Source organism: Streptomyces sp. C1-1 (genome assembly GCF_050214755.1).
Classification (GTDB): Bacteria; Actinomycetota; Actinomycetes; order Streptomycetales; family Streptomycetaceae; genus Streptomyces.
In genome coordinates this window covers 6773939-6800037 of the sequence record NZ_CP189826.1, presented here as the reverse complement: position 1 = coordinate 6800037, position 26099 = coordinate 6773939, and the positions used below count along the sequence as shown (strand labels likewise).

The window sequence follows — 26099 nt, the reverse complement described above, 5'->3', positions numbered from 1 at the left end:
GTCAGGAGGCTTCGGTGCGGATGCGGCGCAGGCGGTGCATGACGTCGTTGGCGCCGCGGCCGAAGTAGTCGTGGAGGGTGCGGTACTCGGCATAGAGCCGGTCGTAGGCCGCCGCCCGGCCGGGATCGGGAAGGTGGACACCACGCCGGACCTTGCCCATGGCGTGGGCCGCGGCGCGGATGTCGGCGTAGGCGCCCGCCGCCACCGCCGCGTGCATCGCCGCACCGAGTGCCGGGCCCTGGGCGGAGGCGATCACGCTCAACGGGCGGCGCGTCACATCGGCGTAGATCTGCATCAGCAACGGGTTCTTGGTCAGGCCGCCCGCGATGACGAGCTCCTCCACCGGCACCCCGGCGGCCTCGAAGGCCTCGACGATGGTGCGCGTCCCGAACGCGGTCGCCTCCAGCAGCGCCCGGTAGACGTCCTCGGGGCGGGTGGCCAGGGTCTGGCCCACGATCATCCCGCTGAGGTCGTGGTCGACCAGCACCGAGCGGTTGCCGTTGTGCCAGTCCAGGGCGATCAGGCCGTGTTCGCCCACCCTCTGCCCGGCGGCGAGGCCGGTCAGGTAGGCGTGCGCATCCTGCCCGGCGGCCTCGGCCGCGGCCGCGTACCCGGCGGGGAAGCCGGTGCGCACGAACCAGCCGAAGATGTCACCGACCCCGCTCTGCCCCGCCTCATAACCCCACAGGCCCGGCAGGATGCCGCCGTCGACGATCCCGCACATCCCCGGCACCGTGCCGTAGCGGTCGGAACTCATCACATGACAGGTGGAGGTGCCCATGATGGCGACCATCCGGCCCGGCTCCACCGCCACCGCCGCCGGAGCCGTCACATGCGCGTCCACATTGCCCACGCAGACCGCGATGCCCTCCGCCAGCCCCGTCCAGGACGCCGCCTGCGCACTCAGCCCGCCCGCCCGGTCCCCGAGGCGGCCGATCGGCGCCTTGAGCTTGTCGGCGACGAAACCCGCGAAGTCCGGGTGCAGAGCGGCCAGATACTCGCCGGAGGGATACCGGCCGTCCTGCAACAAGCCCTTGTATCCGGCGGTACAGGCGTTGCGGACATAAGTGCCGCACAGCCGCCACACGATCCAGTCCGCCGCCTCCACCCACCGCCCGGTACGCCGGTAGACCTCCGGATCCTCCTCCAGCACCTGCAGCGCCTTGGCGAACTCCCACTCCGAGGAGACCTTCCCGCCATACCGCTCCAGCCACGCCTCCTTGCGCTGCGCGGCCAACGCGTTGATCCGGTCCGCCTGCCCCTGCGCCGCATGGTGCTTCCACAGCTTGGGATAGGCATGCGGGCGGCCCGTGAAGCCGGGCAGTTCGCACAGCGGAGTGCCGTCGGCCAGCACCGGCAGCACCGTGCACGCGGTGAAGTCCGTACCGATCCCCACCACCTGCTCCGGAACCACCCCCGCCGCCGCCACCGCCTCCGGCACCGCCGTGCGCAACACCTCGACCCAGTCCGCCGGCACCTGCAACGCCCAGTCCGGAGGCAGCCGCGTGCCGTCGGGCAGTTCCCGCTCCAGGACCGCATGGGCGTAGACGTGCTCCGCCGACGCCAACTCCGCGCCGTCACGGACCCGCACCACCACCGCCCGGCCCGACAACGTGCCGAAGTCCACTCCCACGACGCAGAGTTCGGGGTTCATCAGCCGGCCACCCTTCCAAGTGTTCGATATTTCGATCGACGTTCGGGAACGCGACGCGAAGCGACGTCGCCGCCCCTTCATGGTGTCCGCGGGCGCGACCTGCGGGCATGGGCCGTCAGGTCCCGCGTGAAGGGTCGAACGGGGTCGATGCGGGCACCAGTTGGGCTCCGCTCCGCGCCTCGCAAGGTTTCGCCGGGAGTTGAACACCGCCACTGCGGCCCCCGTATCTAGGTGCGGCCCGTGCTCCCCCGCGCGGGCCACCCAAAGACGACGGGCCCGCACGTCCCCAGCGGGCCCGCCCCATACGGAGGTTCCATGGCCGACAACGTCACCTCGCTGTTCCGCAGCACCGCGGCCCACAGTCCGTCGATGGCTGCGTTGGCGCGGGAGGGCGGCGACGGGGCCGGTCCGATCGACTTCTGTATCCCTTGCAATCCGTACTTCCCCACCCCGGCCATGTTCGAGGAGATGTCGGCCCGCCTCCGCGACATCATCACGTACTACCCGAGCAGCGCCGACACGATCACCGCCGAGCTGTGCAGCCTGCTGCAGCTGCCGCCGCAGTGCGTGGCCATGGGCAACGGCTCGACCGAGCTGATCACCTGGATCGACCACCTGTTGGTCCGCGAGTCCCTCGCCATCCCCGTCCCCACCTTCGGCCGCTGGACCGACCAGCCGATGGAGACCGGCAAGCGGGTCGACATGTTCCCGCTTCAGGAGTCCAGCGGCTTCGCCCTCGACCTCGCCCAGTACGCCGAGTTCATCCGCAAGCGCGGCACCCGGGTCGCGGTGGTCTGCAACCCGAACAACCCCGACGGCGGCTATCTCCAGAAGCAGTCGCTCGTGCAGTTCATGGACGCGATGGCCGACCTGGACCTGGTCGTCGTCGACGAGTCCTTCCTGGAGTTCGCCGACGCGGAGGCCGAGCCGTCGGTCGTGCAGGAGGCGATGATCCGCCCGAACGTGGTCGTGCTGCGCAGCCTCGGCAAGAACTTCGGCCTGCACGGCATACGGTTCGGCTATCTGGTCGCCAACCCCGCGCTGGCCGGCAAGGTCCGCTCGATGCTGCCCAAGTGGAACCTCAACTCCTTCGCCGAGCACGTGGTGTTCATGCTGAAGGAGCACGGCGCGGAGTACGCGCAGAGCCTGCAGCAGGTGCGCCGGGACCGCCTCGACATGGCCGGCCAGCTCTCCGCGCTTCCCGGGCTGACCGTCTATCCCTCCCAGGGCAACTTCCTCTTCGTACGCCTTCCCGTGGGCGCCGAAGGCACCGTGGTCCGGGACCGGATGCTCACCGAGCACCGGATCCTGGTCCGCGAGTGCGGCAACAAGATCGGTTCTTCCAGCCGCTTCCTGCGGCTCGTGGTGCGCCCCCAGACGGACGTGCGTCGCCTGGTGTCCGGCATGGAACAGGTGCTCTACGGGACCAGGAGGGGAGCCGCCGTGCCCGAGCTGGGCGCCGGGACCAGCTACAGCTCGGGTACGGCGGCCGTGGACCGGCTGGTCAGCGAGACCAACGGGGCCGGTATCCCGCTCGCCGCGCAGGCCTTCGCCGGGGGCGGGGGTGGAGGTGGGGTCGTCGGGATGCCGATGCCGGTTCCCGCGGCGGCGCAGGCCGTGCCCGCGGCGGCGGCTCCCATGCAGGCGCCGGCGCCCGCGCCCATGCCCATGCAGGTGCCGGCACCGATGCCCGCGCCGGCGCCCGCGCAGATGCCGATGTCCGCGCCGGCTCCGATGCCGACTCCGGCTCCCATGCCGACTCCCGCACCGATGCCCGCGCCCGCTCCCGTGCCGGCGGCAGCGCCGATGGCGCCGGCCGCCGCCATGCCCGGGCCCACTCCGCCGGGGGTGCCGGCTCGGGGTGGGCTCACGGCCGCGCAGGTGCGGGGGACCACCGGGCCGGGGTTGACTCCGGCACCGGCCACTGGGTGGCCCAACGCGCAGAGCTGGCCCAACGCGGCGGGGATGGGGCAGGCCGGCTAGGCGGCGTAGAGGGTCTGTGCGCGGCCGGGTGCTATTTCGATCGCCGATCAGAGCTTCGGACGGGACCGTAGAATCGAACAACTTGCGCGTCAATGGCCCGCGCGGCCTCACTCGTCGACGCCGGTACCCGCGCGGGTCGCCCTGCCCTGGTGGGCGGGCCGTTCGGCCCCTACCGTCCGCCGCTGCGCGGGACCAGGCTCAAAAGGCGGGCGGCAGGCACGACCACGCGTCCGGGCACGATCCATCGGTTGTCGGGAGGCAGCGATGGCGCTGGCAATCCGTACCACCGGACTGACGAAGTCCTTCGGCGCCGCGGTCGCCCTGCGACCGCTCGATCTCGAGGTGGCCGAAGGCGAGGTCCTCGGCTACCTCGGGCCCAACGGCGCCGGGAAGACCACCACGATCCGCTGTCTCCTCGGGCTGATCCGCGCCGACGCCGGACGTGCCGAGATCTTCGGCGTCGACGCCCAGGCCCGCCCGGCGCAGGCCCACCGGCGTGTCGCCTATGTGCCGGGCGAGGCGAACCTCTGGCCGCAGCTGACCGGTACCCAGACGCTGCACCTGCTGGGCCGGGTGCAGGGGCAGGTCGACGAGCGGTACCGCGACGAGCTGGTCGACCGGTTCCGGCTCGACCCCGCCAAACGCGTGCGCGCCTACTCGAAGGGCAACCGCCAGAAGATCCTGCTGGTCGCCGCGCTGAGTTCCCGGGCCGACCTGCTGATCCTCGACGAGCCGACCAGCGGCCTCGATCCCCTGATGGAGGAGACGTTCCGGGAGTGCGTCCGTGAGGCGCGCGACCGCGGCCAGGGCGTCTTCCTCTCCTCGCACATCCTCAGCGAGGTCGAGGCGCTGAGCGACCGGGTGGCGATCCTGCGCGCCGGTGAACTGGTCGAGGTCGGGACGCTCGCGCAGATGCGGCACCTGTCCGCCCTGTCGATCGACGCCGATTTCGACACCACGCCCCCCGACCTGTCGAAGATCCCGGGAGTCACCGCTGTCGCCGTGGAGGGCAACAAGGTCCGCTGCCAGGTGGTCGGCTCGGTCGAGCCGCTGCTCGGGGTGCTCGCCGCGTCCGGGGTGCACCAACTGCTCAGCCGCGAGCCCTCGCTGGAGGAACTCTTCCTCGCTCACTACGGCCGGGGGCCCGTGGCCCGGACAGGTGGTTCCCGTGCGGCTTGAACCCGGATTCTGGGCCCATCCCGGAACCGTCCCCCGGACCGGCCCCGGCGAGCGCCGGGCCGCCCGCACCGTCGCGGTACTGACCGCCCGGCACGCGGCGCGGTCGGCCGCCGTGTGGGGTGCCCTGTTCGGCGTACTGATCATGAACGAGGCGCTCAGCTGGCGGAAGAGCTTCCCCACCGCCTCCTCGCGCGAGGAGTTCGCGCACACCCTCGGCGCCAACAACGGCCTTTCGGCGATCATCGGCCCAGCCCGGCAGGTGGACACCATCGGCGGGTTCGTGGCCTGGCGGGTGTTCGGACTGCTGATCATCATCGGCACCATCTGGGGGCTGCTCACCGCCACCCGCCTGCTGCGGCGGGAGGAGGACGCCGGACGCTGGGAGCTGCTCCTGGCCGGCCGCACCTCCCGACGTCACGCCACGGCGCAGGGGCTGGCCGGTCTCGCGGCCGGATGGCTCGTGCTGTGGGGACTGACCACGGCCCTCACGGTGGCCGCGGGGCTCAGCCGCGAGGTCGGCTTCACCGTCTCGGCGTCGCTGTTCTACGCGACCGCGAGCACCGTCGGCGCCGCCATGTTCCTGGCCGTCGGCGCCCTCGCCGGTCAGCTCGCCCCGACCCGCCGGCAGGCCAACGGCCTGGGCGCCATCGTCTTCGCCGCCTGCTACCTGATCCGTATGATCGCCGACGCGGGCACGGGCCAGTCCTGGCTGCGCTGGGCGAGCCCGCTCGGCTGGATCGAGAACCTCCGCCCGCTCACCGGCTCGCAGCCCCTCGCCCTGGTGCCCATCGTCCTGCTCACCGCCGGGTGCGCCTGGGCGGCGGTCGCGCTCGCCGGGCGCCGCGACCTCGCGGCGGCCGTACTGACCCGCTCCCGGCCGCCGCGGGCCGGCACCCGGTTCCTCGGCGGCGCCGGAGCCCTCGGCGTCCACCTGGAACGCTGGGGCGTGCTGTCGTGGACGGTCGGCCTGGGGGCGCTCACGCTGGTCTTCGGCGTGGTCGCCAGGTCGGCCGCCGAGGGGAACGTCGCCGTCGACTCGATCCAGAGTCAGCTGGGCCATCTCGGTGCGCACCCCGTGAGCCCCGAGGCGGCGTGGATCGGCTATGAGCTGCTCTTCGTCGCCACCCTCCTCGCCTTCGCGGCGGCCGGTCAGATATCCGCCCTGCGCGGCGAGGAGGCCGAGGGCCATCTGGACCACCTTCTCGCCCGCTCGGTCACCAGGACGGCCTGGCTGACGGCACGTCTCGGCCTCGCCGCGGCCTTCGTCCTCGCCGCCGGCCTCGCCATCGGCCTCGGCGGCTGGCTCGGCATGGCCTCCCGCGAGAGCGAGGTCGGTCTCTCCGCCATGGTCCGGGCCGGTCTGAACTCGACGGTCCCGGCCCTGTTCGTCCTCGGCTTGGGGGCCCTGCTGTTCGGGCTGGCCCCACGGCTCGCGATGCCCGTCCTCTACGGCGTCATCCTGTGGTCGTTCCTCGTCGAGATCATCGGATCGAGCATCTCCGACAACCACTGGCTGCTCGACACGGCCGTACTCACGCACCTCGGCCCCGTACCCGCCACCGATCTCAACTGGACCGCCATCTCCGTCCTCACCGGGGCGGGCGTGATCGCCGCGGTGGCCGGACTCGCCGCATTCCGCCGACGCGATCTGGTCGCCGCCTGAGGCTCACGCCGGGCCGGTCCGTCCGGCGAGCGACAGCCACCCCGGCACATCGACCTCGGCGCGCACGGTCTTCCCGGGCGACTCACGGTCCAGGACCTCCCAGCGGTCGGCGAGCGCGTCGACGAGGACGAGACCACGACCGTGCTCGTCGAGAGGATCGGGAGTCCGTACGGCGCCGGGGACGGGCGGCCTCAGCTCGTCACGCGTGTCGGTGACCTCGACGCGGACGCTGCCGGTGACGAGAGAGAGCCGCAGCTCGAAGTCCCGCCCCGGCACCCGGCCGTGGGTGACGGCGTTGGCGGCGAGCTCGGCGACGATCGCGGCGACGGCGTCGGAGGGCGGGGTGCCGTGCGGGATGCCCCAGGCATGCAGTTGGCCGACGGCGAGCCGACGGGCCAGCCGGGCACCGCGCGGGGTGGGACTGAGGCGCTGGGTGAACGTACGTACGGTAACCGGGCATTGGGGGGCGGGACGTGCGGTCATGGCCCCAATCTGACGGGCCCGGACCCTCCTTCACCAGGTCGGGCGCGCGTACGCCGACGCAGCGTACGCGGTCACGGACTGGACAGTACTCGTGACGGGCCGTGACCATGGGCGCGGGAGGTGACCGACTGTGGTCGATGGTGGCGGTGAGCCGGAGTCGTCGGACAGCATGCGGACGTTCGGGGCGGTGCATCAGGCCCTGCGGGAGCACGCGGGGATGAGCCGGGAGGAGTACGCCGATCTCGTCCGGTTCTCCAAACACACGGTGGCGTCCGTGGAGTTGGGACGGCGGATGCCCGACACGGCCTTCGTGGAGCGGGCGGAGGAACTGCTGGGCAACACGGGCGCGCTGCGCAGGGCCCTGCCGACGCTGGCCCGCCAGCCGGGGCTGGCGGCCTGGTTCCGGCGGTGGGCGCGGATGGAGCAGCTGGCCATCAGCCTGTACACGTACGAAGGCCGCATGATTCCGGGGCTGTTGCAGACGGAGGCGTACGCCAGGGCCCTGTTCGACGGGCAGTTGCCTCCACTGGACGACGTCCAGATCGAGGAGCGGTGGTCCGCCCGGGCCGAGCGACAGCGGCTGCTGCGTGAGCGGCCGAACACGACGTACAGCTTCATCCTGGAGGAACACCTCTTCCTCCGGCGCACGGGCGGGGTCGAGGTCACGCGTGAACTCATCGACCACCTGCTGGAGATCGGCAAGCTGCGGAACGTCGAGATCCAGCTCATGCCGCTGACACACGGGACGCACGCCGGTCTGGCGGGCCCCGTGCAGTTGCTGGAGACACCCGAGAACCGGTGGTTCGCATACAACGAAGGCCAGCGTGGCGGGTTGTTCATCAGCGACCCGAAAGAGATCAGCGTGCTCCAGAGGCGGTATGCCAGGATGCGTTCGCAGGCTCTCACCCTCGAAGACTCCGTGAGCCTGTTGCAACGGATGCGAGGAGCGCTATGAGCAGCGACGAACTGCACTGGTTCAAGTCGAGCTACAGCAGCAGCGGCGACGGCGACTGCGTCGAGGTCGCCCTCACCCCCGTCACCGTCCACGTCCGTGACTCCAAGGACAGGCAGGGCCGCCGGCTCGCGCTCTCGCCGGACATCTGGGCGGACTTCGTGGTGTACGCCGGACGACAAGCCTGACCGACAACAAACTTGACGGGTCGTCACCTCACACCCGCCGTACTCCGTCCCCACACGGCAGGGGTGGCCCGCACCGGGGGCCACCCCCTTTCCGTGCGCCGGACTCCGCCGGCTCAGGACGCCGGGCACTCCTTCCACGCCATGTGGTACACGGTGCTGATGTCCCCGTCGGTCGAGTCCATCGTCATGAAGCTGACCTTGCCCGGGTTCGCGGTCCCGGCGTTCACTCTCAGCTCGGTGTTGATGTTGAAGTTGCGCTGGACCCCGCAGGGCGCCCAGACGAGCTGGGCCCAGTCGGTGGAGTCGGTCGCCTGCCAGTCGTCGTTGTACGAGCCGCTGAACGGGTGGGTCTTGGGCACCGTGTTCGAGGAGCCCTGGAAGTAGTACGACGCCTTCTGCGTGGCGCTCGCCCCCGGCTGGAGCGAGAGGAAGCCCCGGTAGTCGGCGCTCGCGACGGCGTAGGTGAAGCCCTGGGGGACATGCACGATCAGGTTGAGCTGGCAGTTCTTGCGGAAGGCCGTGGGGTCGGAGTTGCCACCGGCCTGCGCGAGGTACTGGCTGTAGGTCACCGTGAAGGCCGTGTTGTCCGGGGCGACGGCGACGGCCGCCGTGCCCGCGGGGCAGCCGGAGCCGTTCACGGTCGCCACGTCGATGACGATCTTGTCCGGGGGCGGGTTGTCGAAGACGCCCGAGTGGGTGTTCGCGGGGATCGCGGTCGTGAGAAGAGCGGCTACGGCGCCGCCCAGCAGGAGTCCACCAGACATGGTCTCTCCGGATTCTGTGAGTGGGGGGTGGCACGCCCCGGCCCCCCGGAAAGCTCGGAGAGCTCTCTGGAGAAACAGTGAGGTTTCTGTGAAGGCCGGAGGTGATCCGCATCGTAGAAAGCCCCGGGAGCGGTGGTCAGGGCGAACTCCGGCCATTCACATTCGCGGATTTCACACCCGCTCGGGCGCCGCGCCGACCGGCTGCGGCTCCTCGGCGGGCTCGGTCCGGATGTCCTTCTCCCGGCGATGGGCGCGGACCGAGTGCGCGAGGGCGTCGGCCCACAGGCCGTAGAGGACGACGTACACGCACGCCCCGACCGTGCCGGGGAGGTGGAACCAGTCGGCGAGCAGGGTGCGGGCGTTGAGCAGCACGATGAGACCGCCGACGGTCGAGCCGAGGATGCGCGGGGCGACGAAGCGGGCCGGCCAGGCGGCGACCGGGGCGACCAGCTGGGCGCCCAGACCCGTGAGAGCCAGCAGGGTGAGCGTGCGCATGTCTCGGTCCTGTCCTGCTGCCGGTCGGCCGACCCTGGGACGTCAGCCTGGGGACAGGCTGAGAGAGCGCCGCGGCTACGGGTTCTCCCACGCGGCCGGCTCCGCCGCCAGGTCCCGTACCTGTTCGGGCAGCGCGTCCTGGGCGAGGTCGGCGATCGTGACGCCCTCCAGGATGCGGCGGACGTTGGCGCGCAGAGCGATCCACAGCGGCAGCAGGGGCTGGGCGGAGCCGGTGTACTCCAGGCCCGTGGGGCGTTCGCCGCGCACGGACACGATCGGTCCGTCCACGGCCCGGATGACGTCCGCGACGGTGATCTCCCCGGCCTCGCGCGCCAGCCGGTAGCCGCCGCCTCCCCCGCGCCGGCTGTCGACGATGCCGCCGCGCCGCAGGTCACCGAGGATGCCCTCGAGGAACTTGTGCGGAATCTCCTGCACCGCGGCGATGGCCTCCGCCTTCACCGGTCCGCCGTCCTGCCGAACGGCGACCTCGAGAACCGCCCGTACCGCGTAATCCGCTCGTGCCGAGATCCTCATACGACCATTGTGGCCGGTCCCGCGTACACAATGATCCCGCACGCGCCGCCCACCGACCGGCACGACGGGAGGCTCCCATGGGGCTCAGCAGACGTACCTTCAGCGCTCTCGCCGGAAGCACCGCACTGGGCCTGGCCCTCGGCGGCAGCGGCTCGGCGAACTGCGCCTACGCCGCCCCGACGGCGCCGACCGGGCCGGCGCCCGAGCCACCGGCCGCGGACGGCCGCCGGCACACCATCGGCTTCGACCGCTACTCGCTCGTCGTCGACGGCCGCCGGCTGGTGGTCTGGTCGGGCGAGATGCACCCGTTCCGGCTGCCGAGCCCCTCCCTGTGGCGGGACGTCCTGCAGAAGATGCGGGCCCACGGCTACAACGCGGTCAGTGTGTACGTGTCGTGGAACTACCACTCCCCCGCCCCGCGCAGTTACGACTTCACCGGCATCCGCGACCTGGACCTCTTCCTGCGCACGGCCGCCGAGACCGGCCTCTACGTGATCCTGCGCCCCGGCCCGTACATCAACGCCGAGATCGACGGCGGCGGCTTCCCCGGCTGGCTGACCGCAGCCAAGGGCACGGCACGCACCGCCGACCCGGCGTACCTCGCGCACGTCGACGAGTGGCTCACCCACGTCGACGCGATCGCGGCCCGCCACCTGTACACCGACGGCGGCGGCACGATCCTGCTCTACCAGATCGAGAACGAGTACGACGCCCACGTCACCGAGGCGACCGGCCGCGACTACATGGCCCACCTGTACGACAAGGTGCGGGCCGACGGCATCGACGTACCGCTGTTCCACAACGACAAGGGCAGGAACGGCTACTGGATCCCCGGCTCCTTCGACACCCGTGGTGAGGGCGCGGGTTGGCTCTACGGCTTCGACGGATATCCGTCGCCCACCCAGACGCCGCCCGACTGGGGGCACTTCGGGGTCGGCGGGCTGAAGGGCGGGGCCACGGCGAGCCCGCGGACGCCCGGGTTCATGCCCGAGTTCGGGGGCGGGTGGTTCGACCCGTGGGGCGGGGTCTGGTTCGACCGGAAGGGGTACGCGGAGTCGCGGCGGCAGCGGGACGCCGCGTACGAGCGGCGCTTCTACCTGACCAACCTCGCCAACGGCATCACCCTGCACAACGTCTACATGACCTACGGCGGCACCTCGTGGGGCTGGCTGCCGGCGCCGGTCGTCTACACGTCGTACGACTACGGCGCCGCCTTCGACGAGGGGCGGCAGCCCACCGCCAAGCTCGTCCCGATGCACCAGCTCGGCCATCTGCTGCGGCACGTGCCGGACCTCGCCAAGCTGGACCGCGCCGCCGACGTGGAGGCGGCCGGTCTGCGGGTGTACCACCTGACCAACCAGGACACCGGGGCGCATGTGTACGTGGTGCGCAACGACGGTACCCAGCAGGTGACCTCCACCGTGCCCGGCCTCGACGGGCTGCCGGTCACCGTTCCGGCGAAGGACGCGCGCCTCCTCGTCGCCGGGATGGTCCTGGGCGGACGGAAGGTGCGCTGCTCCAGCGCCCAGCCGATGCTCTCCCTCACCGCGGGACGCCAGCAGATCGCCGTGTTCACCGGGCGCCCGGGCGAGGCGACGGTGACCGTGCTGGAGTGCCCGGCGCGGCCGGCGGTGAAAGTGCTGGAGGGCGGCGCGGCCCACACCTACGAGGACGGGCTGCTGCGTGTCGAGGCCCGACTCGACGGCCTGACCCGGGTGCTGGTCTCCGGGGACGGGACCGGCACCCCGCTGCTGCTGCTCCTGGCCGACGACGAGACCTCGCTGCGGCTGTTCCCCCGCGACACCCCGTCCGGACCGGTGCTGGTGCACGGGCCCGCGCTGGTGCGAACGGCGGCCGTGAGAGGAAAGGCGCTCCGGCTCACCGGGGACACCGTGGCGGCCTCCGCACTGGAGGTGTGGGGACCGTGCGGCGTCACCGAACTCGTTTGGAACGGTCGGAACTCGGCGGCCGAGACCACGCCTTCCGGGAGTCTGCGGACCGCGCGACCGCTGCCCGGCGTCGGGAAGGTCTCCCTGCCGGCGCTGCGCGGGGGCTGGCGGCGCAGGACCGAGAACCCGGAGTCGGCCCCCGGCTACGACGACTCGGCCTGGAAGTGCGCCGACCGCACGACGTCGTACAGCACCACGCCCGTACCCGGCGGGCAGCCCGTCCTCTTCGCCGACGACTACGGCTTCCACTACGGCGACGTCTGGTACCGCGGGCACTTCACCGACGCCCGTGGCGCGCGGTCGGTGTCGCTCGCCTACAGCACGGGCACGCAGGGCCTGCTGATGGCCTGGCTGGACGGGCGGGCGCTGGGCACCCACCGCATGCCCGTGCCGGACAACAGCACAGTCCGCAAGGGGAGTTGGACGGACACGGTGGTGTTCTCCGTACCGGAGGAGGTGCGTTCGGCAGGCTCGCACGTGCTGTCCGTGCTCGTCCGCCGGATGCAGCACGACCAGGACGGCAAGTCGCAGGACACCCACAAGGCGGCCCGCGGGCTGACCGCGGTCACCTTCGACGGGGCAGCCCCGCACGTGAGTTGGCGGATCCAGGGCGAGAAGGCGCCGGACGCGAAGCGCGGGCCGCAGAACACCGGGGGGCTGCACGGGGAACGGCATGGCTGGCACCTGCCGGAGTACGCCGACGGGAGCTGGCCGGCCGGCTCGCTGCCGCGCGCCGACCGACGGCAGGGCGTGACCTGGTACCGGACGAGTTTCCGGCTGGCGGTCGACCCCGGCATCGACGCGTCCGTCGGGCTCGTCCTCGACGACGACCCGGCCCGCGCCTACCGCGTCCAGATCTTCCTCAACGGCTGGAACATGGGCCAGTACATCAACGACGTGGGCCCGCAGCACACCTTCGTCCTGCCGAACGGGATTCTGCGCACACGTGGTTCCAACACACTCGCTCTCGCCGTACTGTCCGACGGAACCACACCGTCGGGACCGTCGGACGTACGGCTGACGCTCCTGGGGGCGGCGGCGGGCGGGGTGCCGGTGGTGTCGGTCTGACCGCACGCGTCACAAGGGCATGGCCCGAGAAGGGGGATCATCGTGCGAAGACGGCGTTTCATCAGCGGATTAGTGGGGGCCGGGGCCGGACTGGGGCTGACCTCGGCGAGCGCGCGGGCGGCGGCCGGCGGCGACCGCCCGACCGGCGCGGACCCGACCGCCGCGGGCACGGACGGCGCCGGCACGACAGGCGGTGTCCGGTCGGCGACCGCCGGGGAACCCCATGTGTGGCAGACCGTGCCCGCCCCGGAGGGCACACCCGCCGCCCAGCTCGTCGGGGTGGCGGCGGCCGGCCCCGACCTCGCCTGGGCCGTCGGGGAGGAGGGCCGCAGCGGCGGGACCGCCGGGACACCACTGGCCCTCGTGTGGGACGGAACCGCCTGGACCAGGGTGGGCCTCGCACACCTCGGCCTCACCGGCGGCCTGCGCTCGGTCGCCGCCGGCGGCGCCGGCCGGGCGTGGGCCGTGGGCACCGGCGCACACCTGCTGAGCTGGGACGGAAGCACCTGGCGGGAGACCGACTTCCCCGGCCGCGGAACCTCCGGCACCACCCTCACCGCTGTCGCGACCGACGCCGACGGCGGTGTGTGGGTCTCCGGCCGCAACGGCGACGGCTCGGTGCTGCTGCACGGCGCGGGCGGCGAGTGGTCCTGGATCGCACGGCCCCCGAGCGGGACCACCGCCACCCCGACCGGCGTCCGCGTCACCGTGTGCGGCGACGTCTGGGTCTACGACAGCGCCCTCGTCGCGCGCTGGGACGGCTCGGCGTGGACCGAGCTGACCGCGCCCGGCGGCCTCCGCCCCGCCGTCACCGGCCTTCTCCCGGTCGCCGCCGACGACATCTGGCTCACCGGCTACGACTACGGCGTCGGCGGCCCGCCCGGCAAGCCGCCGGGCGTCACCCTCAAGCACTGGGACGGCACCGCCTGGAACGGCGTCAGCGCCCCGTTCACCGTCGGCATGCTGACGGCGATCGTCGACGACGGCCGGGGCGGCCCCGACCGGATCGCCGGCTGGGACTTCTGGGACCAGACCCGGGCGCACTACCTCCGGTGGCAGGACGGGGGCTGGGTGAGCGAGCGCGGCGCGACCGCCACGACGTCCGTCCTGCCCGAGGCGCTCACGCCCGTACCCGGCGCGGGCGGGTACTGGTCCGTCGGCACGACGTCCTTCTCCCCGTACCCGCCCGCGCAGGTGTACATCGAGCGCTGAAGCCCGTCGTCAGGCCAGCCGGATCACGTTCCAGGACAGCGGCTCCAGTACGGCGGTGAGGGTGCCGTCCCGCAGGTCGGTGCCCTCGACGGCGTGCGGGGCCACCCGCTCGGGCTCGGTGAGGGTGTTGCGGGCCTCCGGGTCGGCGTCGGCGAGGGCGCTGTGCTCGACGACGGACGTCAGGTCGAGCCCGTTCAGGGCCACTTCGAGCGGCAGCGCCTCGGTCCGGCCGCGGTTGACCGCGAAGACGGTGACGGTTCCGTCCGCGGCGCGCACGGCGGTGGCGTGCAGCAGGTCGGCCTCGCCGTACTTCCTCGTCTGGTACGTCGGCGACTCCACGCGCACGTCGAGGACCTCGCCGCGGCCGTGCTTCGCGGCCTGGGCGAAGGGGAAGAAGGTCGTCTGCCGCCAGGCCGGGCCGCCGGGCTCGGTCATGATCGGGGCGATGACGTTGACCAGCTGGGCCAGGCAGGCGACCGTGACGCGGTCGGCGTGGCGGAGCAGGGCGATGAGGAGCGAGCCGAAGACGACCGCGTCCATGACGCTGTAGTTGTCCTCCAGCAGACGGGGCGCCTCGGCCCAGTCCCGCGCGGCGGAGTTCTCGATCTCGTGCCACCTCGACGTGTACCAGACGTTCCACTCGTCGAAGGAGAGGTTGATCTTCTTCTGGGACTTCAGCCTGGCGCCCACGTGGTCACAGGTGGCGACCACGTTCTCGATGAAGGACTCCATGTCGACGGCCGAGGCCAGGAAGGAGTCGAGATCGCCGTCCTGGGGCTCGTAGTAGGCGTGCAGGGAGATGTAGTCGACCAGGTCGTACGTCTCCTCCAGGACCGTCGCCTCCCACTCGGCGAAGGTCGGCATGGACTGACTGGAGGAACCGCAGGCGACCAGTTCCACGGACGGGTCCATCTGCCGCATGGCACGGGCGGTCTCGGCGGCGATGCGGCCGTATTCCCGGGCTGTCTTGTGTCCGGTCTGCCAGGGGCCGTCCATCTCGTTGCCCAGACACCAGATCTTGATGCCGAAGGGGTCCTTGCCGCCATGGGCGGCACGGAGGTCCGACAGGGCGGTGCCGGAGGGGTGGTTGGCGTACTCCTGGAGATCCAGGGCCTCCGCCACGCCCCGCGTGCCGAGGTTGATCGCCATCATGGGCTCGGCCTGCGGGCCGACCTTCTTCAGGAAGGCGATGTACTCGGCGAGTCCGAAGCGGTTGGTCTCCGTCGACCGCCAGGCGAGGTCGAGGCGGCGGGGGCGGTCCTCGACCGGGCCGACCGAGTCCTCCCACTTGTAGCCGGAGACGAAGTTGCCTCCGGGGTAGCGGACGGCGGTGACGCCGAGCTCGCGGACGAGGTCGAGGACGTCCTGGCGGAGGCCCTCCGCGTCGGCCGCGGGATGACCCGGTTCGAAGATTCCGGTGTAGACGCACCGGCCGAGGTGCTCGACGAAGGACCCGAACAGACGGGGGTTGACTTCGCCGACGGTGAAGGCGGGGTCGAGGGTGAAGCGGGCGGTGTGCAATGTTCGCCTTTCCAGAGGGGTGGTTCTGAGTCGTGGCGGCTGCGGGTCGTGGGGGTTGCTCGCGCAGTTCCCCGCGCCCCTAAAGCACCTCGGGCCAGCCGTCCTTCGTCCAGCCGAGGCGGTTGAGCCCCAGCTTGGGGGTGCCGTTGTCGTCCGCGTCGTAGTAGTGGTAGGCCAGCCAGTCGCGTCCGTGGACCTTGAAGACCGACTCGCCGCCGGGGCCGACGTACCTGCCGTGGCTCGGCAGCAGCAGGTCGCCGCCGCCCTCCAGGAGTGCCTTGCCCGTGCTGTCGGTGTAGGGGCCCGACACCGTTGTCGAGCGGCCCGCTCTGATCTTGTACGTGGAGTTCACTCCCGCACAACAGGCGTCGTAGGAGGCGAAGAGGTAGTAGTAGCGGCCGTGGTGGACGATGTCCGCGCCCTCCACCGCGTACGGCGCGTCCGGGCGGGTCGCCAGGTGCTCGACCGCTGCTCCCGGGAGCGCCTTGCCGGTCGCCGGGTCCAGTTCGACCATGCGGATGCCCGTCCAGTACGAGCCGAAGGCCATCCACAGCCTGCCGTCGGCGCGGACGACAGCCGGGTCGATCGCGTTCCAGGAGTCCGTGGTCGCGGAGGTGAAGGCGGGGCCGTGATCGGTCCAGGTGCCGGGGAGGCCGGAGGGCGAGGTGGCGACGCCGATCGCGGAGTGGTTGGTGCCCCAGGACGAGACGGCGTAATAGAGCCAGTAGCGGCCGTCGCGGTAGGAGAGGTCCGGGGCCCAGGGGTCACCGGTGTCGTTGTACTCGTACCACCAACTCGGCGGCTGCGCGAAGGCGTTGCCCGCGTCGGTCCAGTGCCTGAGGTCATTCGAGAGGCGGGCGCCGATGACGCCGCCGGTCGAGTAGGCCACGTACGGGCCGGACTTGAGCTTCAGGAGGGTCGGGTCGTGGACGACCGTCTGGCCGGTGACCGGTAGCGGGTCCGGGTGACTCACGTCGGCTTGGGCCGCGTTGGGCAGCAGGGCCAGGAGGACCGCCGCGACCACCGCTGTCACCGCTCTGTGTGTTCTCACTGTCCCGCCAATCCGGTGTGGGCGACACCCGCCACGATCTGACGCTGGAAGAAGACGAAGACGACGATCAGCGGCAGGCCCGCCATCAGGCCGCCGGCCATGAGCTGGGCCCACTGGATGCCGTAGGAGTTCATGACGGTCGCGATGCCGTTCGGCATGGTCATCAGGTCGGGGTTGTTGGTCACCATGTACGGCCACAGGAAGTTGTTCCACGAGGCGATGAAGGTGAAGATGCCGACCGCGGCGAGGGACGGACGGGACAGGGGCAGGACGATCGTGAAGAAGACCCGCCAGCGGCCCGCGCCGTCGATGAAGGCGGCCTCCTCCAGCTCGCGCGGGATGCCCTGGAAGAACTTGTAGAGGATGTAGACCATCGCGGCCGGCGCGCACTGCGGCAGGATCATGCCCCAGTAGGTGTCGACCATGCCCATCTGCTGGACGGTCGTGAACAGCGGCACGCCCAGGACGGCCGGGGAGACCATCAGCCCGGACATCACCACGCCCATCAGCAGGCCCTTGCCGCGGAACTCCGTACGGGCGAAGCCGTATCCGGCGAGCGCGCTCACCAGCACCACGACCGAGGTGACGCACACCGAGACGACGAGGGAGTTCACGAACCAGTCGGTGATGTTGCCGGTGTCGAAGAGCGCCTTCCACGCCTGGCCCGTCCAGTGCTTCGGCAGCCAGTGCGGCGGCACCTCGACGGCCTCGGTCTCCGACTTCAGCGAGGTGAACAGGCCCCAGGTGAACGGCGCGAGGAAGACGACGGAAACGGCCGCGCCGAGGAGGGTGAGGACGATCTGGCCAGGGGTCCAGGACGACTTCCTGCGGGGCTGCACGGCCGTGCTCATCGGGCTGCCTCCTCACGGTTGCGCAGCAGCCACATACGGGCGAGGGCGACGGCCGCGATGATGACGAAGAAGATGATGGAGATCGCGGAGGCGTAGCCCACGCGGTAGCTGGTGAAGCCCTCTTCGAGGGTGTACTGGACGAAGGTGCGGGTGGCGTTCTCCGGGCCGGGGCCGAAGTCCATCATCACCACCGCCTGGTCGAAGACCTGGAGCGAGGCGAGGATCTGCAGGGCGACGACGAGCCCGGTGATGTTGCGCAGCATCGGCAGGGTGATGTGGACCATGCGGTGCCAGGCGTTCGCGCCGTCCAGCTTGGCGGCCTCGTAGAGGTGGCCGGGGATGGACTGCAGGGCGGCGAGGTAGAGCAGGAAGCTGAAGCCCACCGTCCACCACAGCGTCTCGATGACGATGGCGAGCATGGCGTACGACTTGTCGGTCAGCCAGGGCGTGTCGCCGCCGAAGACGTGGTTGATCATGCCCGTGCCGGGGTTGAACAGCCACTGCCACAGGTTGCCGGCGACGGTGGAGGGCAGCAGGAAGGGCGCGAAGAAGCACAGGCGCCACAGCCATTTGCCGCGCTCGATGTGGTGGGCCAGCATCGCGAGGAGGAAGGCGAGGACCGTGATGCAGGGCACGACCAGCAGCGTGAAGTACGCGCTGTGGCCGAGCGCGTCCCACATCAGGGGGTCCTTGAGGGCCTCTCGGTAGTTGTCGAGGCCGATGAAGCTCGCCCCGGCGCCGGTGATGTTGGCGTCGGTGAGGCTGAGGTAGACGCCGCGCAGCAGCGGCCAGATCACGAAGAGCGTGAACAGGGCGAGGAACGGCGCGACGAACCAGCCACCGTGCTGGAAGCCCTGGTGCTTGTGGCGGGCGGCGGCACTGACGGCGGCGGTTTTGGTGCGCGCCGGAACGACGACGGTCTCTGCGCTGGTCGTCATGCGACCGCACCTCCCTGCGCGGCGGTCCGGCCGTCCATGGGGTTCTTCATCGCGAGCAGCGTGGCGAGTTCGCTCTTCATCCGGCGGGCGACGGCGTCGGGCCCGGCGGAGCCCATCGTGGCGGAGACGACGACGGGGCCGACGCGCTGGGCGAGGATGCCGGTGGAGCCGGCGAACCACACCTTGGGTTCGGTGGCCTGGTGGTTCATCGCGGAGACGTACTCGTTCTGCGGGTAGAGCTTCTTGTACGCCGGTGTGGACAGGGTCGGCGTGTACGCGGGGATGTGGCCGCCGGCCGCCCACTGCCGGGCGTGGGTGACCACGTAGGCGGCGAGCCGGTGGGCGGCCTCGTTGGTGGCGCCGCCGCGGTCGGGCCGGTGCGGCAGGACGAAGGTGTGCGACTCGGCGTGGGTGGCCTGTCCGCCGAAGACGGGCGGCAGCGGTACGGCGCCGTAGTCGAGCTCGGCTCCGGAGAAGACGGGGACCGACCAGTTGCCCTCCCAGGTGAAGGGGGCGCCGTTGATGAACTGTTCGGCGTCGGCGGCGCCCGCGACGGCGTATCCGTCGGTGACGTGTCTGCGCAGGAACTCCAGGACCTGCGTGGCCTTGCCGGTGTCGAAGGTGACCTCGGTCCTGGCGTCGTCGAACCAGGTGCCGCCGAGCTGGGTGTAGAAGGCGACGAAGAACCACCACTGGAAGTTCTGGTCGTTGGCGTGCAGGCCGAGCGTCTGCAGCCCCTTCCTGGTGACCTTCCTGGTCTCCTTGAGCACGTCGAACCACTGGTCGGTCGACGTCACCGGGACCATCCGGCCGTCGTCGCCGAGCAGGCCCGCCTTCTTCAGCACGTCCTTGCGGTAGAAGCAGAGCTGGACGTGGATGTCGAGCGGGAGGGCATAGAGCTTGCCGTCGATGACGCCACGCTGCCAGAGCCTGGGGTTGAAGTCCTCCTGCCGTACGCCGTACTTGGCGAGCAGGTCGACGTCCCAGGCGTCCAGGAGGCGGCCGGGCGCGAAGCCGGTGACCCGGCCCATGTGCATGACGCCGAGGTCGGGTGCGCGGTCGCCCGCGGCCGCCATGGCGAGCTTGGTGTAGAAGGGGTTGCCCCACTGGAGGGTGGAGTCCTTCACGGCGATGTCCGGGTTGGCCCTGCGGAAGGCGTCCAGCATCGCGATCATGTTGTAGCCGTCGCCGCCGCTGAAGAGGTTCCAGTAGCGCACCCGGGTGTCGGCGGTGGAGGCGAGTGCGTCGGCGCCGGTGCCGAGTGCGGCGAAGCCGAAGCTTCCGGCGACGCACAGTCCTCCGAGCCCGCCCAGAAGCTGCCTGCGACTCAGGTCGGGTCGTCCCATGCCCTGCCCTATCTGATCGACTGTTCCCGATCGATCGTGTTCGACATGTCGACTTGCGCTCGTAACTTCGAACGGGACCGTAGATAGGAAGCGCTTGCTAGTCAATGGGTTGGACAGGACTTTCCGGCCAGACGGACCGTTCGCGGTTGAACGACCGGCGTAGTCTCGAACGGCCTGCTGTGCGGTGGCGAGAGGGGAAGCGATGGACGTCGCGGGCGTGCGGAGGAAGGCCGCCCGGATCGCCGCGGGGCTGCGCCGCTCGCCGAGAGCCTCCTGCATGCGGGAGCTCGCTCACGGCCTCCGCGCCGCCCTGCGGGTCAGACCGCGCCCGCCGGCCGACGCGCGCGAGCTGTGCCGGGCACTGTGCGAGGAGATGAGCGCGCGGCGCGGCGGACGGCCCGTCGAGCTGCGGTTCGAGCGGTTTCCGGACGAGATCGAGGTGACGGGGCTGTGGGTCGGCTTCCAGGACTTCGACCTCGTCATCGTCGAGGAGCGGGCCGAGGGCGTGCAGCAACTGGTCATTCTCGGCCACGAGTTGTGGCATCTGCACGTCGGGCACAGCCATCACCACACGGCCGGCACCGCACTGGCCGAGGAGCGCGACTGGACCGGCCCGGCGCTGTCGGTGGCGGCCCGTGACGGCTCGCGCGCGGCCGACGAGGCGGAGGCCGACGACTTCGGCCACCGGCTCGCCGCCACGCTGCGGCCCTTCCTGTTCAGCCCGCGAACGCCGGCTGGGGCAGGCCCTTTCCCGCGCCGGGCACGACCAGGAGGGAACCCGCCACCGGGTGGGGTGACGTGAGGCCGACCCGGGCGGTCGTGATGTACAGGTCCGTCAGGTCCGGCCCGCCGAAGGCACAGGCGGTCACGCGGGGCGTGGGCAGTTCGACCACGCGGTCCAGCTCGCCGTCGGGCGTGTAGCGGCGTACCGCGGCGCCGTCCCACAGGGCCACCCACACACAGCCGTCGGCGTCCACCGTCAGCCCGTCGGGGAAGCCGGCGCCCTCCTCGATCTGCGCGAAGCGGCGCCGGTCGGTGATCCGGCCGGCCTCGTGATGGAAGACGTCGACCTGCCGGGTCGGGGAGTCGATGTAGTACATCAGGCGCCCGTCGGGGCTCCAGCCGGTGCCGTTGCTCACGGCCACGTCGCCGAGGACGACCTCGACGGAGCCGTCCCCGGTGATCCGGGAGAGCGTGCCGCCACCGGGGGCCTCGTCGTAGCGCATGGTGCCGGCCCAGAGGGAACCGTCGGGGGCCACGGCGGCGTCGTTGGCGCGGCGGCCGGGGACCGGCTCGCGGTGCAGCCAGCGGAAGGCGCCGTCCGGGTCGACGAGTCCGACGCCGTCCCGGAGGTTGAGCACCAGCCCGCCGCCGGCCCGCGGCTTGGCAGCGCCGACGTGCTGGTCGGTGACGCGGACCGTGCGCCGGCCGGTGACGGGATCGTACGTGTGCACGCGCGCGCCCAGGATGTCGATCCAGATCAGGCGCCCGGCGGCGGCGTCCCAGGTCGGGCCCTCGCCCAGGGTCGCCTCGGCGCGCACCGCCACCTCGTAGGCCGTCATGCGACGGTCCGGTGGCCGAGGCGCTCCGACAGCTCGGCGGCGCCCTTGGCTGCGAGCTGCTCCAGCTCGGCGCGGCGCTCGTCGCTCCAGCGGATCATCGGGACGGAGATGGACAGGGCGGCGACGACCTGACCGGTGCGGTCGCGGACGGGCGCGGCGACACAGCTGACGTCGGGGTTGGACTCCCGGCTCTCGACCGCGATCCCCCGCTCCCGGATCTCCGCGAGGGCCTCGCGCAGGGCGGCGGGCTCGGTGATGCTGTTGGGTGTCATCCGCACGAGCTCGGCGTCGTCCGGGACACGCGCGGTGAGTTCGGGCTCCGGAAGGGAGGCCAGCAGCATCTTCCCGACGGACGTGCAGTGCGCGGGCAGCCGGCGCCCGGCGGCGGACACCATCCGTACGGCGTGCGTGGAGTCCACCTTGGCGATGTAGATGACGTCGGTACCCTCGAGGATCGCCACGTGCACGGTCTCGTCGCAGGTCTCGGCGACGGACCGGGCGACCTGCTGTCCCTCGGCCGCGAGGTCGAGCTGCTCGGCGTAGCGGCTGCCGAGCTGGTACGGCCGTACGCCGAGCCGGTAGCGTCCGGGCTGACCCGGCACCTGGACGATGTACGACCGGGCGGCGAGAGTGGTCACCAGCTCGTGCACGGTGGTGCGCGGCAGCTGCAGCCTCCGCACTATGTCGGGGGCGGAGAGCGTCCCGTCCCCGTCGAGGAAGAGCTCAAGAATGTCGAGAGCCCGAGTCACGGCAGGTACGAGGCGTCCCACGACTGGCCCCCTCCCTTGTTTTCCTAGGCGCCTGTGTTCGAAATTTCAACAGACGATCGGCATGACGAACACAGGGTAGGCATAGCGCGTTTGCCCGGGCAATGGGCTTGCGTGGAACGCATGAGTCCGAGAGTGAAGAAACCCATTGCCGACGAGACCGGACAAGATCGGAGTACGCATGGACGTCCTGGTGACCGGCGGCAGTGGGTTCGTCGGTAGTCATCTGGTGCTTCGGCTCCTGGAGCGCGGCCACCATGTGCGCACCACCGTCCGCAGCGTCGCCGACTCCGCGAAGGTCGCACCCCTGCGGGCCCTGCGGGACCGGCACCCCGGGCGGCTCGAGCTGTTCGAGGCCGATCTGCTCGTCGACGGGTCCTTCGACGAGGCCATGAAGGGGTGCGAGGTGGTGTTCCATGTGGCCTCGCCCTTTCTGATGCCGGAGAAGATCAAGGACGGGCAGCGGGACATGGTCGAGCCCGCGCTCACGGGGACGCGGAACGTGGTCGGGAGTACGGAGCGGACGCCGTCCGCGCGGCGGCTCGTCCTCACCTCCACCGTCGGCGCCGTCTTCGGCGACTACGTCGACGTGCTCGCCATGGACGGGCAGGTGCTGAGCGAGAAGTACTTCAACACCACGAGCACCGTGCAGGACAACCCGTACCACTACGCCAAGACCGTCGCCGAGCGAGCCGCCTGGGAGGCCGCACAGGCGCAGGAGCGGTGGAGCATGGTCGCCGTGAACCCCGGGCTCGTGCTCGGGCCCTCGCTCACCCCCGCCTCGGAGTCCGGCAGCCTCTTCCTCCTGGAGGAGCTCTTCAAGGGGTACTTCTTCTACGGCGCCCCCGACTTCAGCTTCACCACGGTCGACGTACGGGATCTGGCCGACGCGCACATCGCCGCGGCCGAGCGGCCGGAAGCCCACGGGCGGTACATCGTCGCCGCCGAGCGGATGACCTCCTTCCACGAGATGGCGCGGATCGTGCGCAAGCGGTATCCGAGGGATCTGCGGCTGCCCCGAACCCGCCTCCCGCACTGGCCCGTCCGCATCCTCGGTCCGGCCTTCGGGCTCACCCAGGACTACATCCGCAAGCACCTCGGCATCCGCTTCGAGGTCGACAACCGCCGGGGAAGGGAGGAGCTGGGGATCGAGTACCGGTCCATCGAAGAGACCCTGCTCGATCACTACGAGGCCTGGCGGCGGCAACGACGGGCCCGGTGACATCCCGCGTCACCGATGCCCCGCATCCCCCAGCCTCCCCCTCAACCTCTGTGCCCGCAGCACCAGTTCCAGCTCGAAGCGCCGGTCGGGGTCGTCGATCTCGTCGCCCCACAGTTCGCGGATCTGGCGGAGGCGGTAGCGGACCGTCTGGGGGTGCACGCCGAGCCGTGCGGCCACCTCGGGCGCCCCGCCGCGGGTCTCCAGCCACGCCAGGAGGGTCTCCGCCAGCCGGCGTCCGTGCGTCGGGCCGCAGTGGGCCAGCGGTGCCAGGCAGCGCAGGGCGAGGTCGTCGATCAGCTCCTCCGGCTGCAACAACACCAGGGCCTCGGTGTGCTCGGTGCAGTACAGGACGTCCCCGGCGGGCAGCAGTCCCCGCTCCATCAGATGGACGGCCGCCTCGGCCCAGCGCAGCGACTTCGCCGCGTCGGCCAGCAGTACCGGCGGCCCGATCGCACCCGCCCACCCGGTCAGCGCCCGGTGCAGGAGTTCGGGGCGGCCGGCCGCGCCCGGCTCGGGGACGACCATACGGGGCTGCTCGTACTCCATGTCGAGCAGCACGCCCTCTCCGACGGCGGGCGCGACCGCCTCCCGGGCCGGGCGGAGCAGGACCCCGACGGCGACCTTGCGGGGCAGCGACCAGCCGACCCGGGCGGCCCGTTCCGTGAGCGCGTCCGCCGGATCGCCCCGGTGGCGCTCGGCCAGCAGCAGTTCCATCAGGCGGCGCTGCAGACGCAGACGCTCCCCGGCCTGTCGCGCGGCCGCCTCGGCATAGCCCCGTACGGACTGGTCGACCAGACCGTCCAGGTACTCGTAGCCCGCGTCGACGAGTTCGTACATCGCGGGCGGCGGGATCTCCACCCGCTGCCCGATCTCGGCGAAGCGGCGCCAGGCCAGGCGTACGCCCATGCGGTAGACCGCCTGCAGGGAGTCGAGGGAGCGGCCGTGCAGGCCCTCACCGCGGCCGAACTCCTGGAAGACGCCGGGCGGGACGGAGGGGCGGCCCTCGGACTTCTCCAGATGCTGGACGAAGACCTCGATGGCCCGGCGGATGCCGACCAGGGCCATGGGCTCGCCCGACTCGTCGAGCACGACGGGCAGGTGGGGGTACTCGCGGCGGATCTCGCGCAGGATCTCCTCGGCGAGTTCGGGCGCCTCCGCCATGGCGATGGCGGCGAAGCGGCGGACCTGGAGACGGGGCACGTCGTGCCAGGCCGAGCGGGTGGTGACGGCCGGCGGGTGGGCGGGCGTCACGGGTCAACTCCCCTGGCCGGCTTGCTCGTACGTGATCAACGGCGTGTTCGGCTGGTCCGGGGTCGCGTCGAGCAGGGCGACGACACCGAGGGCGGCGCCCACGGCGAGGGCCGCGGCGGCCACGACGGTGAGCGCGGCGGCGAGCAGTCTGGACATCGCAGGGTCAGCCTCTCCGTACGGAAGGTCGTCCCCACCCCGGTGTCCCACCTCTGCCTGTCGGCCCAGTCTCGACAACCATTGACACCCCGTCAAGAGCAGCCTACGGTCTCCCGCTCATAGAGCGGCCCGAACTCCGTCGTCCCTTCCTCCTGGAGTGTCCGGATGCGCCGTACAGCCTCCCCCCTCTCGCTGATTCTGCTGGGACTCGGCACGTTCTTGCTGGTCCTGGCGCCGATGCTGGTCTGGTACGTCGAGCCGCGGGCCGCAGTGAACCCGATCGACATCGACACCACGGCCGTCTACCAGGGCACCGGAAGCTACTTCGACACCGACGAGATCAAGACAGTCCACGACCAGCGCATCACCGTCACCCAGCAGGTGCGCGGCAATGTCGCGGACAGTGAGAAGAGCGGGCGGGCGGTGTGGGACGTGACGACGACGGTCGACACGGACAAGTCGCTGCCGGCCGCCGACCCGCACGACGCCCTGGAGTTCTTCCTGAACCGCTGGGTGACCGACCGCCGTACCAACCGACCGGTCCACTGCTGCAAGGAGAACCCCTACTTCGAGGGCGACGCCTATCTGAAGTTCCCCTTCGACGTGCAGCGACGCTCCTACACGTGGTGGGACAACTCGCTCGGCGACACCGTGGTGCTGCACTACGCGGGTACGAGGAAGGTCCAGGGGTACAAGGGCTATCGGTTCACCGGCAGCGTCCCGCCGACGAAGATCGGCACGCGGCTGGTGCCGGGCACGATCGTCGGTCAGAAGAACAAACCGCAGGTCCTGGCCGAGGAGTGGTACTCCAACCACGGCATCGAGCTGGTCGTGGACCAGCGCACCGGCCGGGTTGTCTACGCCCAGGTCGGCCCGCGGCGCACGCTGCGTGCCCCCGGTGCCGGGAAGGACGCGGTGGTGCTGCTGGACAGCGAGAAACTGGGGTTCACCACCGCGACGCAGAAGGAACAGGTGAAACTGGCGAAGAAGGAGAGCGGCCAGCTGCGCATGGTGGGGCAGACGTTGCCGATCGCCTCCGCGGTGGCCGGATTCGTACTGGCGGCGGTCGGGGCCGTTTTGGTGGTACGCGGACGTAAGCGCCCCGAGTTGGCCGAAAGCTCCCGATCGCCCCAGCCCCAGCTCACGATGTGACATGACGTCAGTTCTAATAAAGCCGCAAATTGTCACCTCCGTGAGTAGCCGTGGCGAACGGCTCGGCGAAAACTGTCCAACCCCACCCGAGCACAGCCCGTCCACACCCCACACCTAGGAAGAGCTCAGTCCCCCCACAGCACGTCCGGAAAGCCACC

General features: G+C 71.1%; 24 protein-coding genes. 10 read left to right on the top strand and 14 right to left on the bottom strand.

Annotation, left to right across the window (positions count from 1 at the left end; translation table 11 throughout):
* Position 1 precedes the first annotated feature (1 nt).
* A complete protein-coding gene (gene araB, locus ACQF4J_RS30880) occupies positions 2–1654 on the bottom strand; it encodes a ribulokinase (RefSeq protein WP_427167287.1) in 1653 nt (550 codons plus the stop codon).
* A gap of 315 nt (positions 1655–1969) precedes the next feature.
* On the opposite strand from araB, the gene ACQF4J_RS30875 reads away from it, so the two are divergent.
* The 3 genes from ACQF4J_RS30875 to ACQF4J_RS30865 all read left to right on the top strand — a co-directional run bounded on the left by ACQF4J_RS30875 (position 1970) and on the right by ACQF4J_RS30865 (position 6479).
* Complete coding sequence (locus ACQF4J_RS30875; RefSeq protein WP_427167286.1) at positions 1970–3637, top strand: pyridoxal phosphate-dependent aminotransferase; 1668 nt, start codon at positions 1970–1972, stop codon at positions 3635–3637.
* Positions 3638–3901: 264 nt separating this feature from the next.
* Positions 3902–4816 (top strand): ABC transporter ATP-binding protein, encoded by a 915-nt coding sequence (locus ACQF4J_RS30870; protein ID WP_351572327.1) that lies wholly within the window; start codon positions 3902–3904, stop codon positions 4814–4816.
* The gene (locus ACQF4J_RS30865; protein ID WP_427167285.1) at positions 4806–6479 is read left to right on the top strand and encodes a hypothetical protein; all 1674 of its coding nucleotides are present in this window, start codon (positions 4806–4808) and stop codon (positions 6477–6479) included. The genes ACQF4J_RS30870 and ACQF4J_RS30865 overlap by 11 nt, the downstream gene beginning before the upstream one ends.
* Positions 6480–6482: 3 nt before the next feature.
* On the opposite strand, the gene ACQF4J_RS30860 is transcribed toward ACQF4J_RS30865, so the two are convergent.
* A complete protein-coding gene (locus tag ACQF4J_RS30860; protein ID WP_351572322.1) occupies positions 6483–6962 on the bottom strand; it encodes an ATP-binding protein in 480 nt (159 codons plus the stop codon).
* A gap of 169 nt (positions 6963–7131) precedes the next feature.
* Between ACQF4J_RS30860 and ACQF4J_RS30855 the strand changes: the two genes are divergently transcribed.
* Positions 7132–7917, top strand: a complete 786-nt coding sequence (locus ACQF4J_RS30855; RefSeq protein WP_351572347.1) for a helix-turn-helix domain-containing protein — start codon at positions 7132–7134, stop codon at positions 7915–7917.
* Positions 7914–8102, top strand: coding sequence for a DUF397 domain-containing protein (locus tag ACQF4J_RS30850; protein WP_351572319.1), 189 nt, complete (start codon positions 7914–7916; stop codon positions 8100–8102). Before ACQF4J_RS30855 ends, ACQF4J_RS30850 begins: the two co-directional genes overlap by 4 nt.
* A gap of 113 nt (positions 8103–8215) precedes the next feature.
* On the opposite strand, the gene ACQF4J_RS30845 is transcribed toward ACQF4J_RS30850, so the two are convergent.
* The 3 genes from ACQF4J_RS30845 to ACQF4J_RS30835 all read right to left on the bottom strand — a co-directional run bounded on the left by ACQF4J_RS30845 (position 8216) and on the right by ACQF4J_RS30835 (position 9895).
* Entirely contained in the window at positions 8216–8866 is a 651-nt protein-coding gene (locus ACQF4J_RS30845; RefSeq protein WP_351572316.1) for a DUF4360 domain-containing protein, read from the bottom strand.
* A gap of 171 nt (positions 8867–9037) precedes the next feature.
* A complete protein-coding gene (locus ACQF4J_RS30840; RefSeq protein WP_351572314.1) occupies positions 9038–9361 on the bottom strand; it encodes a hypothetical protein in 324 nt (107 codons plus the stop codon).
* Positions 9362–9436: 75 nt separating this feature from the next.
* The gene (locus ACQF4J_RS30835; protein ID WP_142151752.1) at positions 9437–9895 is read right to left on the bottom strand and encodes an RrF2 family transcriptional regulator; all 459 of its coding nucleotides are present in this window, start codon (positions 9893–9895) and stop codon (positions 9437–9439) included.
* A 77-nt stretch (positions 9896–9972) separates the two neighbouring features.
* Here ACQF4J_RS30835 and ACQF4J_RS30830 point away from each other — a divergent pair, with 77 nt between their 5' ends.
* Both ACQF4J_RS30830 and ACQF4J_RS30825 read left to right on the top strand, forming a co-directional pair.
* Entirely contained in the window at positions 9973–12912 is a 2940-nt protein-coding gene (locus ACQF4J_RS30830; RefSeq protein WP_427167283.1) for a glycoside hydrolase family 35 protein, read from the top strand.
* A gap of 72 nt (positions 12913–12984) precedes the next feature.
* Positions 12985–14124 carry a hypothetical protein gene (locus tag ACQF4J_RS30825; RefSeq protein ID WP_351572308.1) on the top strand — a complete coding sequence of 380 codons (1140 nt, stop codon included), beginning with the start codon at positions 12985–12987 and terminating at the stop codon, positions 14122–14124.
* Between the two features lie 9 nt (positions 14125–14133).
* On the opposite strand, the gene ACQF4J_RS30820 is transcribed toward ACQF4J_RS30825, so the two are convergent.
* The 5 genes from ACQF4J_RS30820 to ACQF4J_RS30800 form a co-directional block, all read right to left on the bottom strand.
* Positions 14134–15645 (bottom strand): alpha-N-arabinofuranosidase, encoded by a 1512-nt coding sequence (locus tag ACQF4J_RS30820; protein ID WP_427167282.1) that lies wholly within the window; start codon positions 15643–15645, stop codon positions 14134–14136.
* 79 nt (positions 15646–15724) lie between these two features.
* Positions 15725–16678 carry an arabinan endo-1,5-alpha-L-arabinosidase gene (locus tag ACQF4J_RS30815; RefSeq protein ID WP_427167281.1) on the bottom strand — a complete coding sequence of 318 codons (954 nt, stop codon included), beginning with the start codon at positions 16676–16678 and terminating at the stop codon, positions 15725–15727.
* 14 nt (positions 16679–16692) lie between these two features.
* Entirely contained in the window at positions 16693–17547 is an 855-nt protein-coding gene (locus ACQF4J_RS30810) for a carbohydrate ABC transporter permease (protein ID WP_427167280.1), read from the bottom strand.
* Positions 17544–18485 (bottom strand): carbohydrate ABC transporter permease, encoded by a 942-nt coding sequence (locus tag ACQF4J_RS30805; RefSeq protein ID WP_427167279.1) that lies wholly within the window; start codon positions 18483–18485, stop codon positions 17544–17546. The genes ACQF4J_RS30810 and ACQF4J_RS30805 overlap by 4 nt, the downstream gene beginning before the upstream one ends.
* On the bottom strand, positions 18482–19831 hold the full coding sequence (locus ACQF4J_RS30800; protein WP_427167278.1) for an extracellular solute-binding protein: 1350 nt from the start codon (positions 19829–19831) through the stop codon (positions 18482–18484). Before ACQF4J_RS30800 ends, ACQF4J_RS30805 begins: the two co-directional genes overlap by 4 nt.
* Positions 19832–20033: 202 nt before the next feature.
* On the opposite strand from ACQF4J_RS30800, the gene ACQF4J_RS30795 reads away from it, so the two are divergent.
* Complete coding sequence (locus ACQF4J_RS30795; protein ID WP_427167277.1) at positions 20034–20633, top strand: toxin-antitoxin system, toxin component family protein; 600 nt, start codon at positions 20034–20036, stop codon at positions 20631–20633.
* On the opposite strand, the gene ACQF4J_RS30790 is transcribed toward ACQF4J_RS30795, so the two are convergent.
* Both ACQF4J_RS30790 and ACQF4J_RS30785 read right to left on the bottom strand, forming a co-directional pair.
* On the bottom strand, positions 20548–21393 hold the full coding sequence (locus tag ACQF4J_RS30790; protein WP_427167276.1) for an SMP-30/gluconolactonase/LRE family protein: 846 nt from the start codon (positions 21391–21393) through the stop codon (positions 20548–20550). The genes ACQF4J_RS30795 and ACQF4J_RS30790 overlap by 86 nt on opposite strands.
* Complete coding sequence (locus ACQF4J_RS30785) at positions 21390–22163, bottom strand: IclR family transcriptional regulator (RefSeq protein ID WP_200702826.1); 774 nt, start codon at positions 22161–22163, stop codon at positions 21390–21392. Before ACQF4J_RS30785 ends, ACQF4J_RS30790 begins: the two co-directional genes overlap by 4 nt.
* A 178-nt stretch (positions 22164–22341) precedes the next feature.
* On the opposite strand from ACQF4J_RS30785, the gene ACQF4J_RS30780 reads away from it, so the two are divergent.
* Positions 22342–23382 (top strand): NAD-dependent epimerase/dehydratase family protein, encoded by a 1041-nt coding sequence (locus tag ACQF4J_RS30780; RefSeq protein ID WP_427167275.1) that lies wholly within the window; start codon positions 22342–22344, stop codon positions 23380–23382.
* A 9-nt stretch (positions 23383–23391) separates the two neighbouring features.
* Here the strand turns inward: ACQF4J_RS30780 and ACQF4J_RS30775 are convergent, their stop codons facing one another.
* On the bottom strand, positions 23392–24633 hold the full coding sequence (locus tag ACQF4J_RS30775) for a helix-turn-helix domain-containing protein (protein WP_351572276.1): 1242 nt from the start codon (positions 24631–24633) through the stop codon (positions 23392–23394).
* A 3-nt stretch (positions 24634–24636) separates the two neighbouring features.
* The gene (locus ACQF4J_RS30770) at positions 24637–24789 is read right to left on the bottom strand and encodes a hypothetical protein (RefSeq protein ID WP_351572274.1); all 153 of its coding nucleotides are present in this window, start codon (positions 24787–24789) and stop codon (positions 24637–24639) included.
* A gap of 165 nt (positions 24790–24954) precedes the next feature.
* Here ACQF4J_RS30770 and ACQF4J_RS30765 point away from each other — a divergent pair, with 165 nt between their 5' ends.
* Positions 24955–25941, top strand: a complete 987-nt coding sequence (locus ACQF4J_RS30765; RefSeq protein WP_351572272.1) for a DUF3068 domain-containing protein — start codon at positions 24955–24957, stop codon at positions 25939–25941.
* Positions 25942–26099 lie beyond the last annotated feature (158 nt).

Bases quoted from the DNA above. Each gene is read 5' to 3' on its own strand.
- araB (WP_427167287.1), bottom strand. From the start codon at position 1,654: ATGAACCCCGAACTCTGCGTCGTGGGAGTGGACTTCGGCACGTTGTCG.
- ACQF4J_RS30875 (WP_427167286.1), top strand. From the start codon at position 1,970: ATGGCCGACAACGTCACCTCGCTGTTCCGCAGCACCGCGGCCCACAGT.
- ACQF4J_RS30870 (WP_351572327.1), top strand. From the start codon at position 3,902: ATGGCGCTGGCAATCCGTACCACCGGACTGACGAAGTCCTTCGGCGCC.
- ACQF4J_RS30860 (WP_351572322.1), bottom strand. From the start codon at position 6,962: ATGACCGCACGTCCCGCCCCCCAATGCCCGGTTACCGTACGTACGTTC.
- ACQF4J_RS30855 (WP_351572347.1), top strand. From the start codon at position 7,132: ATGCGGACGTTCGGGGCGGTGCATCAGGCCCTGCGGGAGCACGCGGGG.
- ACQF4J_RS30850 (WP_351572319.1), top strand. From the start codon at position 7,914: ATGAGCAGCGACGAACTGCACTGGTTCAAGTCGAGCTACAGCAGCAGC.
- ACQF4J_RS30845 (WP_351572316.1), bottom strand. From the start codon at position 8,866: ATGTCTGGTGGACTCCTGCTGGGCGGCGCCGTAGCCGCTCTTCTCACG.
- ACQF4J_RS30840 (WP_351572314.1), bottom strand. From the start codon at position 9,361: ATGCGCACGCTCACCCTGCTGGCTCTCACGGGTCTGGGCGCCCAGCTG.
- ACQF4J_RS30835 (WP_142151752.1), bottom strand. From the start codon at position 9,895: ATGAGGATCTCGGCACGAGCGGATTACGCGGTACGGGCGGTTCTCGAG.
- ACQF4J_RS30830 (WP_427167283.1), top strand. From the start codon at position 9,973: ATGGGGCTCAGCAGACGTACCTTCAGCGCTCTCGCCGGAAGCACCGCA.
- ACQF4J_RS30810 (WP_427167280.1), bottom strand. From the start codon at position 17,547: ATGAGCACGGCCGTGCAGCCCCGCAGGAAGTCGTCCTGGACCCCTGGC.
- ACQF4J_RS30805 (WP_427167279.1), bottom strand. From the start codon at position 18,485: ATGACGACCAGCGCAGAGACCGTCGTCGTTCCGGCGCGCACCAAAACC.
- ACQF4J_RS30800 (WP_427167278.1), bottom strand. From the start codon at position 19,831: ATGGGACGACCCGACCTGAGTCGCAGGCAGCTTCTGGGCGGGCTCGGA.
- ACQF4J_RS30795 (WP_427167277.1), top strand. From the start codon at position 20,034: ATGGACGTCGCGGGCGTGCGGAGGAAGGCCGCCCGGATCGCCGCGGGG.
- ACQF4J_RS30790 (WP_427167276.1), bottom strand. From the start codon at position 21,393: ATGACGGCCTACGAGGTGGCGGTGCGCGCCGAGGCGACCCTGGGCGAG.
- ACQF4J_RS30780 (WP_427167275.1), top strand. From the start codon at position 22,342: ATGGACGTCCTGGTGACCGGCGGCAGTGGGTTCGTCGGTAGTCATCTG.
- ACQF4J_RS30770 (WP_351572274.1), bottom strand. From the start codon at position 24,789: ATGTCCAGACTGCTCGCCGCCGCGCTCACCGTCGTGGCCGCCGCGGCC.
- ACQF4J_RS30765 (WP_351572272.1), top strand. From the start codon at position 24,955: ATGCGCCGTACAGCCTCCCCCCTCTCGCTGATTCTGCTGGGACTCGGC.